This is a genomic window from Methylobacterium sp. AC315 (assembly GCF_979253755.1).
This window is the reverse complement of record NZ_CEEDEA010000006.1, coordinates 67,826-85,610: the sequence shown is the minus strand read 5'-3', so window position 1 is coordinate 85,610 and position 17,785 is coordinate 67,826. Positions and strand designations below refer to the sequence as shown.

General features: G+C 70.0%; 15 protein-coding genes. 12 read left to right on the top strand and 3 right to left on the bottom strand.

Annotation, left to right across the window (positions count from 1 at the left end):
* Window positions 1-38 precede the first annotated feature (38 nt).
* Window positions 39-1,670, top strand: coding sequence for an ABC1 kinase family protein (locus tag AC0IY0_RS12550; RefSeq protein WP_147908740.1), 1,632 nt, complete (start codon window positions 39-41; stop codon window positions 1,668-1,670).
* A 256-nt stretch (window positions 1,671-1,926) separates the two neighbouring features.
* Window positions 1,927-3,174 carry a sensor histidine kinase gene (locus AC0IY0_RS12545; RefSeq protein ID WP_419830663.1) on the top strand — a complete coding sequence of 416 codons (1,248 nt, stop codon included), beginning with the start codon at window positions 1,927-1,929 and terminating at the stop codon, window positions 3,172-3,174.
* Between the two features lie 3 nt (window positions 3,175-3,177).
* On the opposite strand, the gene AC0IY0_RS12540 is transcribed toward AC0IY0_RS12545, so the two are convergent.
* Window positions 3,178-3,525: an Hpt domain-containing protein gene (locus tag AC0IY0_RS12540; RefSeq protein WP_246691979.1), complete on the bottom strand. Its 348-nt coding sequence runs from the start codon at window positions 3,523-3,525 to the stop codon at window positions 3,178-3,180.
* A 165-nt stretch (window positions 3,526-3,690) separates the two neighbouring features.
* Between AC0IY0_RS12540 and AC0IY0_RS12535 the strand changes: the two genes are divergently transcribed.
* From AC0IY0_RS12535 to AC0IY0_RS12505, 7 genes are all read left to right on the top strand, one after another.
* Complete coding sequence (locus AC0IY0_RS12535) at window positions 3,691-5,154, top strand: sensor histidine kinase (protein WP_471763949.1); 1,464 nt, start codon at window positions 3,691-3,693, stop codon at window positions 5,152-5,154.
* On the top strand, window positions 5,139-6,548 hold the full coding sequence (locus AC0IY0_RS12530) for a sigma-54-dependent transcriptional regulator (protein WP_471763948.1): 1,410 nt from the start codon (window positions 5,139-5,141) through the stop codon (window positions 6,546-6,548). The genes AC0IY0_RS12535 and AC0IY0_RS12530 overlap by 16 nt, the downstream gene beginning before the upstream one ends.
* Window positions 6,549-6,695: 147 nt before the next feature.
* Window positions 6,696-8,021 carry an MFS transporter gene (locus AC0IY0_RS12525; RefSeq protein ID WP_147937630.1) on the top strand — a complete coding sequence of 442 codons (1,326 nt, stop codon included), beginning with the start codon at window positions 6,696-6,698 and terminating at the stop codon, window positions 8,019-8,021.
* Window positions 8,022-8,041: 20 nt separating this feature from the next.
* Window positions 8,042-9,343: a metallophosphoesterase family protein gene (locus tag AC0IY0_RS12520; protein ID WP_471763947.1), complete on the top strand. Its 1,302-nt coding sequence runs from the start codon at window positions 8,042-8,044 to the stop codon at window positions 9,341-9,343.
* A 51-nt stretch (window positions 9,344-9,394) separates the two neighbouring features.
* Window positions 9,395-10,663 (top strand): arsenic transporter, encoded by a 1,269-nt coding sequence (locus AC0IY0_RS12515; RefSeq protein ID WP_471763945.1) that lies wholly within the window; start codon window positions 9,395-9,397, stop codon window positions 10,661-10,663.
* A 73-nt stretch (window positions 10,664-10,736) separates the two neighbouring features.
* Window positions 10,737-11,675: a DMT family transporter gene (locus tag AC0IY0_RS12510; protein WP_147937632.1), complete on the top strand. Its 939-nt coding sequence runs from the start codon at window positions 10,737-10,739 to the stop codon at window positions 11,673-11,675.
* Between the two features lie 328 nt (window positions 11,676-12,003).
* Window positions 12,004-13,017 (top strand): acyltransferase family protein, encoded by a 1,014-nt coding sequence (locus AC0IY0_RS12505; protein ID WP_471763944.1) that lies wholly within the window; start codon window positions 12,004-12,006, stop codon window positions 13,015-13,017.
* A gap of 37 nt (window positions 13,018-13,054) precedes the next feature.
* Here AC0IY0_RS12505 and AC0IY0_RS12500 read toward each other — a convergent pair whose 3' ends face one another.
* Complete coding sequence (locus AC0IY0_RS12500) at window positions 13,055-13,282, bottom strand: hypothetical protein (protein WP_147908750.1); 228 nt, start codon at window positions 13,280-13,282, stop codon at window positions 13,055-13,057.
* 168 nt (window positions 13,283-13,450) lie between these two features.
* Here AC0IY0_RS12500 and AC0IY0_RS12495 point away from each other — a divergent pair, with 168 nt between their 5' ends.
* The 3 genes from AC0IY0_RS12495 to eda all read left to right on the top strand — a co-directional run bounded on the left by AC0IY0_RS12495 (window position 13,451) and on the right by eda (window position 17,357).
* Window positions 13,451-14,572, top strand: a complete 1,122-nt coding sequence (locus AC0IY0_RS12495) for an asparaginase (RefSeq protein WP_147853624.1) — start codon at window positions 13,451-13,453, stop codon at window positions 14,570-14,572.
* 305 nt (window positions 14,573-14,877) lie between these two features.
* Window positions 14,878-16,704: a phosphogluconate dehydratase gene (gene edd, locus AC0IY0_RS12490; protein ID WP_471763943.1), complete on the top strand. Its 1,827-nt coding sequence runs from the start codon at window positions 14,878-14,880 to the stop codon at window positions 16,702-16,704.
* A gap of 23 nt (window positions 16,705-16,727) precedes the next feature.
* Window positions 16,728-17,357 (top strand): bifunctional 4-hydroxy-2-oxoglutarate aldolase/2-dehydro-3-deoxy-phosphogluconate aldolase, encoded by a 630-nt coding sequence (gene eda, locus AC0IY0_RS12485; protein ID WP_419830670.1) that lies wholly within the window; start codon window positions 16,728-16,730, stop codon window positions 17,355-17,357.
* Window positions 17,358-17,432: 75 nt separating this feature from the next.
* On the opposite strand, the gene AC0IY0_RS12480 is transcribed toward eda, so the two are convergent.
* Window positions 17,433-17,723, bottom strand: coding sequence for a hypothetical protein (locus AC0IY0_RS12480; protein ID WP_471763941.1), 291 nt, complete (start codon window positions 17,721-17,723; stop codon window positions 17,433-17,435).
* Window positions 17,724-17,785 lie beyond the last annotated feature (62 nt).

The window sequence follows — 17,785 nt, the reverse complement described above, 5'->3', positions numbered from 1 at the left end:
CCGGACGCCCAATCGTGTCCGACCGGATCGCCCCCTTCATGCTGAAGACAGCCTTCGTTGCCGCCCGCGACCGTCAGAGGCTGTCGGAGATCGCGTCGATCCTGATCGGCTTCGGCGTCACGCGCGTCGTGGACCGCCTCGGCCTGCGCTACCTGCCGCTGCTGCCGCGCCGCCGGCCGCGGGTCGACGTCACCCGGCTGTCCGAGCCCGAACGCCTGCGCCGGGCGATCGAGGCGCTCGGCCCGACCTTCATCAAGTTCGGGCAGGTGCTGGCGAGCCGCCCGGACCTGCTGTCGCCGACCTGGACCGAGGAGCTGCAGAAGCTCCACAGCCAGGTCGTGCCGGTGTCGTGGGAGCAGATCGGCCCGCAGCTCGAGCAGGATATCGGCGCCCCGCCCAACGAGGTGTTCGCCGAGTTCGACACCAACCCGATCGCCTCCGCGTCGATCGCGCAGGTCTACCGGGCGCGCCTGCACACGGGCGAGGACGTGATCGTCAAGGTGCTGCGTCCGAACCTGCGCAAGATCATCGAGGCGGACCTGCGCCTGATGGCCCACGGCGCCCGGATCGTCGAGAACGAGTGGCCGGACATGGCCCGCTACCAGCCGCGGGAGCAGATGCGCCACCTCGCCGACGGCCTGAACGGCGAGCTCGACCTGCTCAACGAGGCGCGCAATTGCGAGCTGCTGGCGCAGATCTTCGAGGACCGCGACGACATCGTCTTCCCAAAGATCCACTGGGAGTATTGCTCCGAGCGGGTGCTGGTCCAGGACTTCATCCACGGCATCCCGCCCAACGACGATGCGGCGCTCCGCGCGGCAGGGCTCGACAAGAAGCTGCTCGCCCAGAAGGGCACCGACGCCTTCCTGCAGATGGCGCTGATCGAGGGCGTGTTCCACGCCGATCCGCACCCCGGCAACATGCTGGCGATGCCGGGCAACAAGATCGGGTTCATCGATTTCGGCATCATCGGCCGGCTGTCGCAGCGGCGGCGCTCGCAGTTGCTGGTGCTCATCGGCGCGATGCTCAAGCAGGACGCGGACGGCCTGATGGCCGTGCTCCTCGACTGGACCGGCACCAGCAATCCGGACCTCACGAAGCTTCAGGTCTCGGCCACGTCCTTCGTCGAGAGCCACTCCTCGATCCCGCTGAACCTCGGGCTGGTGCTCACCGACTTCATGAACATGGCCCGCGAGAACGACCTCGCCATGCCCACCGACCTGGCGATCCTGTTCAAGGGGCTGGTCACCGCCGACGGCGTGATGCGCCACCTCGATCCGGATTTCGACCTGTTCGCGGCGGCCGGACCGACCGTCAAGGCGAGCATGCAGACGCAGTTCTCGCTGGGCGCCCTCAAGCAGAAGGCCGAGGCCCTGGGTGTCGGCCTTTATGGCGCGGCCTCGGAGCTGCCGACCCTAATCCACCTGATGCTGGTGCGTCTGAAGCAGGGCCGCGTCACCGTCGAGATCGAGATCAAGGGCCTGGACAAGGTCACCCGTGGCATCGAGCGGGCCGCCGCCCGGGTCGCGGTCGCGTTGGTGGTGGCGGCCTTCGCCACCCAGTTGGCGCCCCGGCTGATCGACCTCGGCACGCCGGTCTTCGTCTCGATCGGCCTCGTCATCTTCATCCTCGGCATCGGCTGGCTGGTTCTGCTGATGCGGAACAAGTGATCGGTTTCGCCGCCTTAGTGGGCGGCGAAACTAGTTGTCGGACCACGCCGAATACACAGTTCGTTTGATTATCCGGAATCTCGTGGTAGCGTCGAGAACCCTTCGATTCGCGAGGTTGCGAGCGGGGTGCGCCACCAGAAGCGGTTCGATCCGCCGGCGCCTCCGGGCCTCGACATCGCGTCGCCGCACCTCGTCTTCGGTGGGTCCCCCATGGCGCGCGCGCCGCGGGGGTGGACGCTGAGATGGGGGGCGAGCGATGGATGCGGGCCTCATGCTGGCGCGCGCGGACGGGTCGGATCGACGCCTGGTCGCGCTCGAAGCGGAGAACATCCGCCTGAGGGCCCTGCTGATGCAGGCCACCGGCCAGGCGGATTCGGAACGGCAGCGCAGCCGGCGCCTCGGCCGCATCATCGAGGCCGCGAGCCGCGTCGAGGCCGGTCGCCTCGGCCGTGAGCCGCGCCACGCCACTGGGGGCCAATCGCTGCACCACCACGCCCTGGAGGATGCCGCCGCGTGGTCGGCGCCGTCTTGGGCCGGTGAGCTGACCGCCCCCGGGATGCTCCAGGCCGCCGCGGATGTCCTCGAGGTGCTCGACCGCGACGGGCGCGTGATCACCGCGGGCGAGAACGGCCCGGCCTGCCTGTGTGTCCGGACCCCAGCGGACACGATCGGTCGTCCCTGGATCGATATCTGGACCCGCGAGGAAGACCGCGAGGCCGTGGCAGTGGCCCTGGACAAGGCGCGCCTCGGCGGCGCGAGCCGCTTCCAGGCCAAGCTGGAGGCCAGCCGTTCCGTGACGTGGTGGGACATCGCGGTCACGCCCGTGGGCGGCCAGCGCGGCCATCCCGAGCGGATCCTGGCCGCGTCCCGGGACATCACAGAGCTGAAGCTCACCGAGGCGCGCCAGACCCTGCTGATGCAGGAACTGTCCCATCGAATGAAGAACACCCTGGCCATGGTCCAGGCGGTGGCGGCGCAGACCCTGCGCAACGCCGGCTCGCTGGAGGCGGCCGGGGAAGCTCTGGCCGCGCGGCTGCTGGCGTTGGCCCAGGCCCACGACGTGTTGCTGCAAGGCTCCTTCGCGGCGGCCTCCCTGGTCGGCCTGGTCGAGGGGGCGGTGTCCCTGCACGGCGACGGCGTCGCCGGCCGGTTCCGGGTCGAGGGCGACGACCTCACCCTGGGCCCGCGCCACGGCATGGTGCTGGCGCTGATGTTGCACGAACTCGGCACCAACGCCGCCAAGTACGGCGCGCTCTCGGTGCCCACCGGGCAGGTGCTGATCGCCTGGGACATCGCAGGCTCGGGTGACGGCGCCACCCTGCGGTTCCGCTGGGAGGAGGTCGGCGGCCCGCTGGTCGAACCGCCGACCCGGACAGGGTTCGGGACGCGGCTGATCGCCCGCAGCCTGGCCCACAGCTTCGGGGGGACGGCGCGGTTGAGCTACCCGCCGACCGGCGCGGTGCTGACCTTCGAGGCGCCGCTGGCCGCCGTGACGGCCGGCTGACGGTCAGCGGTCCGCGGGGGTTGCTTCGCGCAGATCGCGCAGGGCCGCGATGGTCTCGTCGCGCAGGCTTCGGAGATGTGCGAGTTGCCCCGCGAGGTCGCCGCCGCCGAGCTTCGCGGCCTGTTCGAAGGTGCGGCAAGCCTGGGACAAGTCCGAGCAGCCGAGCATCCCCGACATCGAGACCAGGGTATGGGCTTCCCGGGCGTAGTCGGCCTCGCCCTGGTCCGCGCCGTCGAACGCCGTGGCGAGGCTGGTGGCGAAGCGATCGAGCAGGCGCGCGAGCTTCTCGGTGCCGATGACACCTTCGAGTTCGTCGAGCGCGGACCGATCGACGCGGGACTGTGACACCATCCGTCTCCGGCAGCGGATTTGCGGAACGCTTCGACAAAAGCGCGCTATTGCCGCGAGGTCCAGCGGCCGATTCCGATCACACCGGTATGTGCCACCGTTTCCACAGCGTGCCCACCCGGATATCGGCTGAGCGGGGGCGACGGTCGCCCCGGAGGACCCTGCGCCGTGACGGCCTATAGCCTGCGCGCCCGGCTGCTCGCCCTCTGGATCCTGCTGCTGGCCTCGGCGGCGGCCACCGCCTACCTGATGTTCGGCTTCTACAGCCAATCCACGGCCGTCCAGGTCGCGCAGGCGGAGGTCGCGGTCGGGCGGGCCTGCCGGGAGATCATCGACCGCTACGCCGCTCTCACCCGCCGCACCAAGGGTACCATCCCGCGAAGCGAGCTCGGCGGCACCGTCGGGGCGGCGCTCGAACTCTTCCCGGGCATCGAGGGCGGTGTCTGGAGTGCCGCGGACGGCCCGGTCGCCTACGCGTACCCGACCTACGAGGGCACCGGGCCGAAGACCGACCTCCCCGAGGCCGAGCGCGACAGCATCGCGGGGGTGAACGCCCAGGCCCTGCGGGTGGACCACGCCGTGGCGTTCCGCCGGCCGAGCCGCACGCAGGTTCTACTGGTTCAGGGCTGCCCGCTGCACGGACCCGAACCCGCGCTGACCGCCTGGACGATGGGCCGCGCTCACGTCAACGACGGGCCCGCCTACACACGCTTCCTGGCGGGCCTCGGCTTCCTGGCCGTGACCGTGCTGGGCTCGGCCGCCTTCCTCGGATGGTTCCTGTACGGGTTCTCGGGCCGGATCGCCCGGTTGGAGGCCGCCCTGGCCGCGCCCCCGCCGGACGGTGAGGACCTGCCGCGGTTGCAACGGACCGGCGAGCGCGAGCTCGACCGGCTGGTCGATGCCCTCAACGCCGCGGGCGGGCGCCTCCGCGAGGCGCGGGCGCGGGTCGTGGCCGCGGAACGCCTGGCGGCCGTCGGGCGCCTCGCGGCCAGCATCGCCCACGAGATCCGCAATCCGATCGCGGCGATGCGGCTCAAGGCCGAGAACGCCCTGGCCAGCGGCACCCCGGAGCGAGCCACCGTGGCCCTGGAGAGCGTGCTCGGCCAGATCGCTCGGGTCGATCACCTGCTGCGCGACCTCCTGAACCTCACCCAGGCCCGCACGCTCACCCGCAGCCCCACCGACATCGCGGCGCTGCTGTCCGATTGCGCGCGCCTGCACGAGGATCTGGCGAGCGCCGGGGCCGTGCGGATCGCGATCGAGGGGGACGCGTTGCGCGGAGCGGACCGGCCGCAGATCGACGGGGCCCAGATCGCCCGCGCCCTCGACAACCTGCTGCTCAACGCGCTCCAGCACACGCCCCCGGGGGGCCGGGTCCGCCTCACTGCCGAACGCGTGGCGGTCGAGGGCGCGGTGCGTCTGCACATGCGGGTGAGCGACACCGGCCCCGGCATCGATCCCGCGATCCGCCCCGGGCTGTTCGAGCCATTCGTGACCGGACGGCCGGACGGGACCGGCCTCGGTCTCGCAATCGTGCGTGAGATCGCTCTGGCGCATCGCGGCGCCGTCAGGCTGATCGATGGCGCGCCCGAGACCACCTTCGTGCTGGACCTGCCATGGCGACCATCCTGATCGTCGACGACGATTCCGCCCTGCGCGAGGGGCTGGCCGAGACCGTGGCCGATCTCGGCCACCGGCCCCTGCCGGCCGCCTCCGGGGCGGAGGCCCTGGCGCTTATGAAGACGGAGCCGGTTTCGGCTGTGCTGCTCGACCTGCGGATGCCGGGCGACCTCGACGGCATGGAGACCCTGGCGCGGATCTGCGCCCTGAAGGCCAGGCCGCCCGTGACGGTGCTCACCGCCTTCGCGAGCCCGGCCAATACGATCGAGGCGATGCGCCTCGGCGCCCACGACCACCTCACCAAGCCGGTCGGGCGCTCCGAGCTCGCCGCCGCCCTCGATGCGATGCTGTCGAGCGTCAGGCCGGATCCGGACGACGGCAATCCCGAGGGTGGCCTGATCGGCTCGAGTGTCGGCATGCGCCGGGTCCAGAAGACGATCGGTCTCGTCGCCGACACCGACTCCACGGTGCTGATCCAGGGCGAGACCGGGACCGGCAAAGAGGAGGTGGCACGCGCGCTCCACGCCTATTCCGCCCGCCGGGGACGGCCGTTCGTGCCGGTCAACTGTGCCGCGATCCCACCCGACCTGCTGGAGAGCGAGCTGTTCGGCCATGTCCGCGGCGCCTTCACGGGCGCGGTCGCCGACCGGGCCGGCGCCTTCCATCAGGCTGAAGGCGGCACGCTGTTCCTCGACGAGATCGGCGACATGCCCCCGCCGATGCAGGCCAAGATCCTGCGGGTGATCCAGGACCGCATGGTCACGCCGCTCGGCGGCCGGTCGGGGCGCGTCGATGTCCGCCTGATCGCCGCGACCCACCGCGACCTGCCGGTGCTGGTGGACCAGGGCCGGTTCCGGGCCGACCTCTATTACCGCCTCAACGTCGTGCCGATCCTGCTGCCGCCCCTGCGCGAGCGCCTGGCCGACATCGTGCCGCTGGCCGAGCATTTTCTCGGTCCCTCGGGCAAGCGGCTGAGCGCGGGCGCCGCGTCCCGGCTGCTGGCCTATGGCTGGCCGGGCAATGTCCGCGAATTGCGCAATACCGTCGAGCGTGCCGCGGTGCTGGTGCGCTGCGGGGTGATCGCGGCCGACGCGATCGATCTCCCGACGGCGCGTGCCGCACCGCTTTCCGGGGATGGGGGCGCCCCGGGGGGATGGCCGGCGGACTGGCTCGCGGGCGACCTGCCCGGCGCCGTCGCCCGCCTGGAGCGGACCATGATCGCCGTGGCGCTTCGCGAAGCGGACGGAAACCGGGCCCGGGCCGCTCGCCGCCTCGGAATCCAGCGCCAGCTCCTCTACGCCAAGATCGAGCGCTACGGGCTCGCCGCTCCGGGAACAGACCTGTCGGCAGAAGCGACGGTTGATGTCGCGAATCCCGACGTATCCGGCGAGGCCAAGGGTGGGTAAACCACTCACAGGCCTGAGAATCGTCCCCGAACGAGTCTTCTCGAACAATTACAGGGAACAGATGGATTAAGCGGGCGTCAAGCTCGTCACGTGCCGTCCCAGACAGGGTCCGGCCGCGGCGGTATTCGGGCGGGGGCCAGGATCAGGATGGACAGGACCGATACCGGAGCGGCGGCGCGCGGCGCGACCGTCCGGACTCCCTCCACCAAGGCCCTGCGCGGCCTCGACGCCCTCAACTTCTTCCTTGCCGACGTGCGCGACGGGCTCGGGCCCTATCTGGCGATCTATCTGATCGCGGTCCGGGGGCCGGACCAGGGCTGGAACGAGGCGACCACCGGGCTGGTGATGACCATCGCGGGCATCCTGGGCCTCGTGGCGCAGACGCCGGCCGGCGCGCTGATCGATGCCACCAACCACAAGCGGGCGATCGTGATCGGGGGTGCCATCGCGGTCACGGCGAGCTGCCTGATCCTGCCGTTCATCTCGAACTTCTACCTCGTGACCGCCACACAATCGATCGCTCACGTGGCCGGCACCATCTTCCCGCCGGCGCTGGCCGCGATCACGCTCGGCGTCGTCGGCCCGAAGATGTTCGCCAAGCGGATCGGCCGCAACGAAGGCTTCAACCATGCCGGCAACGCCGCCTCCGCGGCCATCGCCGGCGGCTTGGCCTACTTCTTCGGTCCGATCGTGGTGTTCTGGCTGATGGGCGTGCTGGCCGCGCTCTCGATCGGTGCCATGCTGCTGGTCCCGGCCGATGCCATCGACGACGACCTCGCCCGCGGCATGACCGAGGCGGAGGCCAAGGCGGACGAACAGCCCTCCGGCCTGAAGACGCTGCTGCAGAACAAGCCGCTGATGCTGTTCGCCGTCCTCTGCGCGATCTTCCACCTGTCCAACGCCGCGATGCTGACCTCGGTCGGGCAGCTGCTGACCCATCTCTCCGGCAAGGACCACGCGACGTCGCTGATCGCCGTGTGCATCGTCGCCGCACAATGCGTGATGGTGCCGGTGGCGGTGTTCGTCGGCGCCCGGGCCGACATCATCGGCCGCAAACCGATCTTCCTGGCGGCCTTCGGCGTGCTGGCTTTGCGCGGCGTGCTCTACACGCTCTCGGACAACCCGTTCTGGCTGGTCGGCGTCCAGCTCCTCGACGGGGTCGGGGCCGGCATCTACGGCGCCCTGTTCCCGATCGTCGTCGCCGACCTGACCCGGGGCGCCGGGCGGTTCAACGCAGCCCAGGGGGCGGTGGCCACGGCCCAGGGGGTCGGCGCCTCGGTGAGCGCGACGCTGGCCGGACTGATCATCGTGTCGGCCGGCTATTCCACCGCCTTCCTGGCGCTGGCCGCGATCGCCGGGCTCGGCTTCGTCCTCTACCTGACGCTGATGCCCGAGACACGGGGCGGGGAAGCCGCGAGCGGCACACCGGATAGCGGCTCCGGCCTTCCGCCGGCCGTACCGGCGGCCGTCTGAACCGCCGACGGGAACCTCCGATGTCCGCCCCCGACCACCAGTCCTCGCCTGCGCGCGAGCCGCTCGTCTTCCTGCATGTCGGCGACCTGCACCTGCAGGATCCCGACGCGCAGAATGCCCGCGACTTCGCCGCGATCCTCGATCAGATCGCGACGATCGCCCCCCAGGACCTGTTCGACTTCGTCTACCTGCCGGGCGATTTGGCCGAGAACGGCTATGCCGCGGAATACCGCATCCTGAAGGACGCGCTCGACCGGCATCCGCACCTGCCGCTGCGATTGATCCCGGGCGACCACGACCGCCAGCACGGGCGGATGGACGCGTTCCACGCCTTCGCGGCGAGCCTGGGGGCCCGGTTGCCGGAACCGATCACCTGGGAGCTGGAACAGCCGCCGTCCGGCTGTCCCGAGACCTGGCCGGTCCTGCCGATCCCGCATTACTGCGCCAGCGCCGATATCCAGGGCGTGCGCTGCCTGTTCGTCGACATGATCAGCCCCGGTTTCAGCCGGAAAGGCATCGGCCTCGATTTTCGGCTCGGCGGTTGCCAGACCCAGTGGCTGAGCGATCAGCTCACCGACGCGGCCAACAAGAAAATACCGTGTGCCGTGTTCATGCACGCCTATCCGGACGACCTGCGCGAGCCCGATGACCGTCTCGATATCGGAGGTCTGGTCTGGGCGACCCGGGTCCGCCTCGTGGAGATGGGCCACACCCACTACAATGAGCTCGCACCCGATGGCCGGACCCTCTACGCCGCCGCCCGCTCGGTCGGGCAGAACGAGGACGGCTCGGTCGGTTACGCGGTCGCGGCGATCGATGGGCCGGTGACGAGCTGGCGGTTCCGCGCCCTCGACCGGACCGCGCCGTTCGTGCTGATCACAAGCCCGGCCGACCGCCGCGTCGCCACGCTGCCGACGACGGATGTGACGTGCGGCATGGCGCTCGACGCCGACGGGCGGATCGCCGTCCGGGCCGTCGTGCTCTCGGACGCACCGCCGCGCTACGTCCATTGCCGGGTCGATACAGGCCCGTGGATCCTGATGCACCGGGCGGAGGGGGCGCGCTGCTATGCGGCGGCGCTGTCCTGGGACGGAGGCGGACGCAGCATCCAGGTCGAGGCGGTGCATGAATGCTGGCCCGGGCACGGCCCGGACTACGTCGACACCGACGTGATCGAGCCGGTAATCGCTTTTTCGGACCATGCGGCCGCGCCGCCGATACCGGAAAATCCGGGTAGCGACGCGGGCCGGATCCAGAGCTGGGTCGGGAAGGGTATCCGCGGCGACCAGCTCGGACCCAACCGCTACGGCCGCAAGTGGTGATCGTGACCAAGTGGTGAGCCTCGCCACGCCTCCGGGGGGAGATCGTTAGACGTGTTCGCTGGATTAAGCCTGACACCGAATTTGGCGACCTGGGGCATCGCCGCGCTCGCCACCCTGGGCGTGATCGTGCGCCCGTTCTCGTGGCCGGAGGCGATCTGGGCGGTGCTCGGCGCCGCCCTTCTGGTCGTGCTCGGCCTCCTGCCCTGGCCTGTCGCCCTCGACGGCGTCTTGAAGGGCACCGACGTCTACCTGTTCCTGGTCGGCATGATGCTGCTGGCCGAGATCGCCCGGAAGGAGGGGCTGTTCGATTGGCTCGCCGGCCTCGCCGTGCGGGCCGCCAAGGGCTCGCCGACCCGGCTGTTCCTGTTGATCTACCTCGTCGGCACCGTGGTGACGGTGTTCCTGTCCAACGATGCCTGCGCGGTGGTGCTGACGCCCGCGGTCTACGCCGCCGCCAAGGCCGCCGACGCGGAGCCCCTGCCCTACCTGTTCATCTGCGCCTTCATCGCCAACGCGGCGAGCTTTGTGCTGCCGATCTCGAACCCGGCCAACCTGGTGGTGTTCGCCACCGACATGCCGCCTCTCGGCCAGTGGCTCGCCACGTTCGCACTGCCCTCGGCGCTGGCGATCGTCGCCACCTACGCGGTGCTGCGGCTGACCCAGAACAGCCGGCTCAAGGGCCAGACCATCAAGACCGATGTCGAGGCCGTACAGCTCGGCCTCGGCGGCAAGGTCGCGGGCCTGGGCATTATCGCCACCGCGGGCGCGCTGATCGGCGCCTCGGCCGCCGGCATCGAACTCGGCCTGCCGACCTTTGTGGCCGGCCTCGCCACGACCCTGCTGGTGGTGGCGCTCAACCGCGGCGGCCTGGTCGAGGTGGTGAAGGACGTGTCCTGGGCGGTCCTGCCGTTGGTGGCGGGCCTGTTCGTGCTGGTGGAGGCGCTGGAGAAGACCGGTGTGCTGACCCTGTTGGCCGACACCCTGAAGAGCTACGCCCAGGGCGATCCCACCGCCACCGCCTGGGCGGGCGGCGCCCTCGTCGCCTTCGGCACCAACCTCGTGAACAATTTGCCGGCCGGGCTGCTCGCCGGGGCTGCGGTCCAGGCCGCCGAGGTTTCCCACAAGGTCGCGGGCGCGATCCTGATCGGCGTCGATCTCGGGCCGAACCTGTCGGTCACCGGCTCGCTCGCCACGATCCTCTGGCTCACCGCGATCCGCCGCGAGGGCGAGGACGTGTCGGCTTGGCAGTTCCTGAAGCTCGGCCTGCTGGTGATGCCGCCCGCCCTCGTGCTGGCCCTCGCCGCCCTGCTGCTCGTCTGAGAGCCCGGTCTCCGGTTCCCAGGACGACGCCGCACCAAACCGCCTCGCCCTCCCACGACCGGAGACCCCGATCTTGAACGCCGCCCTGCTCTATCCCTTCATCCTGGTCGCCGGCGCCTTGCAGGCGCTCGGCAATTCCATGAACGCGCGCCTGCGCGACGCGCTCGTTAACCCGTGGCTCGCGGCGACCTACTCGTTCATGCCGATCGTGATCGTGTTCACGATCCTGTTCTTCACCATGCCGACGCCGCTGCCGACGCTGGAGACCCTCGGCACGATGCCCTGGTACGCGCCGCTCGGCGGGGTGGCCGGCGCGGTGGCGGTGTTCGGCGGGCTCGCCTTCGTCGACAAGGTCGGGGCCGGCCCGTTCAACGGCCTGACCATCACGGCCAACATCCTGACCTCCCTGGCGCTCGACAGCCTCGGCCTGTTCGGCCTGAAGGCCGGGGGCTTCAAGGCGATGCCGTGGCTCGGCGGGCTGCTGATGGTGGTCGGCATCGTGTTCATCGCCCGCGCCACCGGCCCGAAATCGGACGACGAGCAGGCCGAGTCGGGCAAGGGCGGCCTGATGGCACGGTTGCTCTACCCGTTCATCCTGGTCGCGGGCTCGCTCCAGGCCGTCGGCGTGGTGCTCAACGCGCAGCTGCGCGGCGCCCTGGTGAATCCCTGGCTCGCCGCCACCGTGTCATTCATCCCGGTCGCGTTGGTCTTCCTGTTCGTGTTCCTGCTCCGCCCGACCCCGCTGCCGACCCGGGCGGACGTAGCCCGGGTGCCGTGGTGGGGCGCGCTGGGCGGCATCGCCGGGGCGGTGGCGGTGTTCGCCGGCCTGCTGTTCGTCGACAAGGTCGGAGCCGGCGCCTTCAACGGTCTGCTGATCACCGCCAACCTGTTCACCTCCATCGCCATCGACCATTTCGGTTGGCTCGGCATGAAGCGCGTCCGCGCCGGGATCGGTCGGCTGATCGGCGGCTTGCTGATGGCAGCCGGCATCGTGCTGATCTCGGTGTTTTGATCGCGCGCGGAGCAACGGCCGCGGATTGACCCGAGCGCCGGAAAGCTCGACTTCCGCAGGGGCCCGGGCCGCCGCTACGGCCTCCCGGGCCGCGACGCCGAACGCGGAACCGATGACCGTTCAACGTCTTGCGAGGTCGCCCAGCGGAAGCCCGGCCCCACCCGCGTGGGTCGGGACCGGCACCGGTCCAGGATCGGGCCTCGCAATGACCCTACGCCTTTCGAACCGCCGGTGGCACGCGCCTCAAGAACCTACCCCCTAAGGTCATCTCGCAAAGCCAAGGCAGCGCGCCGCCAGACTGTCGAACCTGAGGTTCGAGAGGCGCACCATGCCCCCGCGTCATTGGCCTTTCCTCGACGGGTGGCGCGGCTGCGCGATCCTGCTCGTGCTCGTCGGCCACTTCGGCACGACCCGCGGCATCAATCTCGGCCGTTTCGGGGTGGAGTTCTTCTTCGTGCTCAGCGGCCGCCTGATGGCCGAGATCCTGTTCGAACGCGGCACGCCGTTGAAGACGTTCTTCCTCCGCCGGGCCGCCCGGATCTATCCGGCGCTGATCTGCTTCGTGCTGGTGATGACCGGGCTCGTCCTCGCCACGGGCCACGACCAGCAGTTCTACGGCTGCGTCGCAGCCCTGACGCTGACCTACAACTATTACCACTTGTGGTTTCCGGAGGTGCCGAATGTCGACCACATCTGGTCGCTCTGCATCGAGGAGCACGGCTACATCCTGCTCGGGATGATCGCGCTCCTCAGCCGCCGGCACGCGTTTCCCGTGGCCCCGGTTCTCGCCGCCCTGGCAGCCCTCGCCAGCCTCAACGGCGCGGTCTCGACTGCGCTGGGCGGCGATTACACAGCGGTCTACTGGCGCAGCGATGTTCGGGTGGCGTCGATACTGTTCGGGGCTGCCGCCTACCTGACGGTCGGCCGGAGCGCGCCGCGGACGTCGTGGCGGCCGGCATTCCTGGCGCTGGCCGGCCTCGCCCTGAACGTCGCGGCCGTGCCCGATCCGATCAAGTACAGTCTGGGCTCCGCGCTCCTGGCCTTGGCGGTGGCCTCGTTGCCGAGCGCACCGGCCCTCCTGCGCCGGGGCCTGAGTGCGAAACCGCTGCTGCTGTTCGGCGCGTGGTCGTACGCGATCTACCTGTGGCAGCAGCCCTTCTACGTGCTCCACGATCGGCTCGGCGGGACGGCCAGCAAGGCCCTGGTCCTGCCCGCGATCGCCATGGGGCTCGTGAGTCTGTTCCTGATCGAGCAGCCGGCGCGGCGCTATCTCAACCGCCTGCTCGACCGAAGGTCGGCAGTTCCGCGCGCTGGCGACGTGAACCGCTTGGCGACGCCTTGAGGCGATCGAGCCCAACCGGGCAGAGCGCGGCGTCAATTCAGAGGGCGATAGCCATCTGCGGCGCGGTCCCCAGGTCGACCCCCAAGGCGCCCCCCACGGGATCCGGCGGTGCTTTGCGCGAGACGTAATAGAGATCGACGGCCCGCCAGAACGCTGTCTGCTCCTCGACCGACCGCCGGGCCAGCGCCGATTCGAGAATCGCCATCGCGGCCCGCGCGGGCTCGCTCCGCTCGAGTTCGTCGAGCAGTCCGGCGAGATGCAGCATTGGGGTCTACCTCCGAACGAACAGCGTCGCAGTGGAATGCTCAAGCTTACGAAATGGATCCATCGGCCAGCATCGTCGCTGCATGAAACTTGCCTCCCGGCGAGCGGGGTCTACGATCCCGGACGCGAGCCCGACTCGCGATTCTTCTTCAGACGTCAAGGATCCCCGATGATCTCCTGCCGAAGCGGCGCGGCCTGTTCCCTGCGCGGAGCGACCCTGGCTCTGTTGTTGGCCGGCACGATCGGGGCCACCCCGTCCGGCGCCCGCGAGATGACCGACTCCAGCACCGCTGCGGCCGTCAAGAAGCCGAACGTGGTCATCCTGGCCACCGGTGGCACGATCGCGGGCGCCGGGGCGGACGCGGCCAACAGCGCCACCTACACGGCCGCCAAGGTGCCGGTGGACAAGCTGATTGCCGCGGTGCCGCAGGTGAACACCATCGCCAACGTGCGCGGCGAGCAGGTCTTCCAGATCGCGTCGGAGAGCTTCACCGACGCGCAGCTCGTCCAGCTCGCCAAGCGGGTCTCCGCCCTGCTGAAGCAGGACGACGTCGATGGCGTGGTCGTGACCCACGGCACCGACACCCTCGAGGAGACGTCGTTCTTCCTCGACCTCGTGGTGAAGAGCGACAAGCCGATCGTCGTCGTCGGCTCCATGCGGCCGGGCACGGCGATCTCGGCCGACGGCGCCCTCAACCTCCTCGATGCAGTCACGGTCGCGGCCAGCAAGGAGGCGATCGGCCAGGGCGTCACCGTCACGATGAACGACACGATCCAGTCCGGCCGCGACGTAAATAAGCGGACCAACGTCGTCCCCAGCGCCTTCTACAGCCAGTGGGGGCCGCTCGGCATGGTCATCGAGGGCAAGACCTACTTCTTCCGCTCCCTGTCGAAGCGCCACAACAAGAGTTCGGAATTCGACATCGACCAGATCGACAGCCTGCCGCTGGTGGGTATCGTGTACGGCTCGGGCAACATGATCCCGGGCGTCTACGACGCGGAGGTTCAGGCCGGCGCGAAGGCGATCGTCAACGCCGGGACCGGCAACGGCTCGGTGGCGGGCTACCTCGTGGACAAGCTGAAGGACATCCGCTCCAAGGGCACAATCGTGATCCGTTCCTCGCGGGTGCCGGACGGCCTGGTCCTGCGCAACGCCGAGCAGCCCGACGACACATACGACTGGGTGGTCGCCCACGACCTCAACCCGGCCAAGGCCAAGATCCTGGCCGCCGTGGCACTAACCAAGACGCAGGACACCAAGGAGCTGCAGCGCATCTTCTGGGAGTATTGAACACCCGTCATTGCCAAGCTTCCCACCCGCGACCTCATCGGGAGGTCGCGGCGCATAGCGTCGCCCTCGAAGAAGCCCTCCAGTCAGACGCGCTCCCTAGAGACATCCTTCGAGGCTCGCTGCGCTCGCGCCTCTGGATGAGGGTGTGATTGGGACGGCCATCGTCGGCAGCCGCGCTCGGCCGCCCTGCGCCGCAACCGGGTTACATCGTCCCGGGCACCGCCTAGATAGCCCGGTGCGACGCGGTCGCGGCCGGGATCAGTGCCGGCCCTGCGATCCGCCGGCACCCTGACGGAGGAACGAGCATGACCGAGCTTCATCCCGAGGTCGCGGCGGTCACCGAGCGCGTCGTGGCGCGCTCCCGCGAGTCCCGGCGGACCTATCTCGATCTGATCGCCCGGGAGCGCGATTCGGGCGTGCACCGGCCGACGCTCGCCTGCGGCAACCTCGCCCACGGCTTCGCCGCCTCCGGCGAGGACAAGCCGGCGCTTCGCGACGGCCGGACGGTGATGAACATCGGCATCGTTACCGCCTACAACGACATGCTGTCGGCGCATCAGCCCTACGGGCGCTATCCCGATCAGATCAAGGTGTTCGCCCGGGAGCGCGGCGCCACCGCGCAGGTCGCCGGCGGCACACCGGCGATGTGCGACGGGGTCACCCAGGGGCAGCGAGGGATGGAGCTGTCGCTGTTCTCGCGCGACACGATCGCGCTCTCCACCGCGGTGGGGCTGAGCCACGGCATGTTCGACGGCGCCGCGCTGCTGGGCATCTGCGACAAGATCGTGCCCGGCCTGCTGATCGGGGCGCTGCGTTTCGGCCACCTGCCGACGATCCTGATCCCGGCGGGGCCGATGCCCTCCGGGCTCGCCAACAAGGAGAAGCAGCGGATCCGCCAGCTCTACGCCGAGGGCAAGGTCGGCCGGGCGGAGCTGCTCGAATCCGAATCCGCCTCCTATCACGGCGCCGGCACCTGCACGTTCTACGGCACCGCCAACTCGAACCAGATGATGATGGACATGATGGGCCTGCACATGCCGGGCGCCTCGTTCATCAATCCGGGCACGAAGCTGCGCCAGGCCGTGACCCGGGCGGCGGTTCACCGGCTCACCGAGATCGGCGCGGACGGCAACGATTATAGGCCGCTCGGCCTGTGCGTGGACGAGAAGGCGATCGTGAACGCCGCGGTCGGCCTGCTCGCCACCGGCGGCTCGACCAACCACGCGATCCACCTGCCGGCCATCGCGCGCGCCGCCGGCATCGTGATCGACTGGGAGGATATCGACCGGCTGTCCAACGCCGTGCCGCTGATCGCCCGGGTCTACCCGAACGGCGCGGGCGACGTGAACCACTTCCACGCCGCCGGCGGCATGAGCTTCGTCATGGCGGCCCTGCTCGATGCCGGGCTGCTGCACGACGACATCCTGACGGTGGCCGGCCAGTCCCTGCGCGACCACGCCCGCGACCCGAAGCTCGACGGCGACGAACTCGCCTTCCAGGATGCCGTGCCGGAGAGCCTGGACGACACCATGATCCGCCGGCCAGGCAACCCGTTCCAGGCGGATGGCGGCATGCGGCTGGTGACCGGCAACCTCGGCCGGGCGACGTTCAAGACCAGCGCCGTTGAAGAGAGCCGCCGGACTATCGAGGCCCCGGCCCGGGTGTTCTCGGACCAGGACGACGTGCTTAAGGCGTTCAAGGCCGGCGAATTGGAGCGCGACGTGGTCGTTGTGGTCCGATTCCAGGGCCCCCGCGCGAACGGCATGCCCGAGCTGCACAAGCTGACGCCACCGCTCGGCGTGCTCCAGGATCGCGGCCATAAGGTCGCCCTGGTGACGGATGGGCGCATGTCCGGCGCCTCCGGCAAGGTGCCGGCGGCCATCCATTTGAGCCCGGAAGCGCTCGGCGGTGGGGCCATCGGGCGGATCCGCGACGGCGACATCGTCCGCCTCAGCGCCGCCGAGGGCCTCCTGGAGGTCCTCGTCGACGACGCCGAGTTGGCCGCCCGCGAGGAGGCCGTTCAGCCGGTTCCCGAGGCCGGAACCGGCCGGGAGCTGTTCGCTTTCATGCGCCAAGGGGCCGACACCGCCGAGCGGGGCGCCTCCGCCATGCTCGCCGCGGCCGGCCTCTGAACGTCGAACCGGAGAAGCCGATCATGAACGATCTGACCAGCATCGACGCTCTGATGCGCTCCGTGCCCGTCATCCCGGTCCTCGTCATCGAGGATGTCGCACAGGCCCGGCCGATCGCCGAGGCGCTGGTGGCCGGCGGGCTGACGGCCCTCGAGGTCACCCTGCGGACGCCCGCGGCGCTGGAGGTGATCCGCGAGATGGCCCAGGTCGAGGGGGCGGTGGTCGGGGCCGGCACGGTCCTGAACCCCGGCGATCTCGACAGCGCCCTGGCGGCCGGGGCGGAGTTCATCGTCTCGCCGGGGCTTACGGACCCGCTGACCGATGCCGCGAAGGCCAACGGCGTGCCCTACCTGCCGGGCATCGCCACCGCCGCCGACATCATGCGCGGCCTGGACCACGGTCTCGACCGGTTCAAGTTCTTCCCGGCCGAGGCGGCGGGCGGGATCAAGGCGTTGAAGGCGCTGACTTCCGTGTTCGGCCGGGTGAAGTTCTGCCCGACCGGCGGCATCACCGAGGCGACCGCTCCGGATTGGCTGGCCGTTCCGTCGGTGTTGTGCGTCGGCGGCAGCTGGGTCGTGAAACCCGGAGCCCTGGATCGCGACGCCGTCACCCGCGCGGCCCGGACAGCCTCCAAGCTACGCCGGACCGCGTAAGTGTCTTCGTTCAAGAGAACGCCCGCCGCGGCGGGGCCGGGCGGGCGTTCGTCGTCACGTCAGATCAACAGCAGATCAGCAGTCGTCGCCGCCCTTGCCGGCCTGCGCAGCGGTCGGCTTGCCCTGCGACTGGGCCTGCACGTCCGACGGCGAGGTCGCGGTGCCGGCATTGGTCATGGCGCCGACGGTGCCGGGCGACTCGGCCTTGGCGCCAGGGGTGGTCGGGGTCTTCACGCTCGGATCCACGGTCGAGGCCTTGCTGGCTTCCTTGTCGCGCGTCACGGTGGTCCCGGTCGCGCAAGGCGCCGCGAAAGCAGCAGTCGACATCAAGATGAGAGCGCCGGCGCCCGCGAGGGTCTTGATCATGGTCATGCGTTCCTCCGATTTATTTATCGCATGACAAACGGACCCCGCAGTCACAGGTTCCT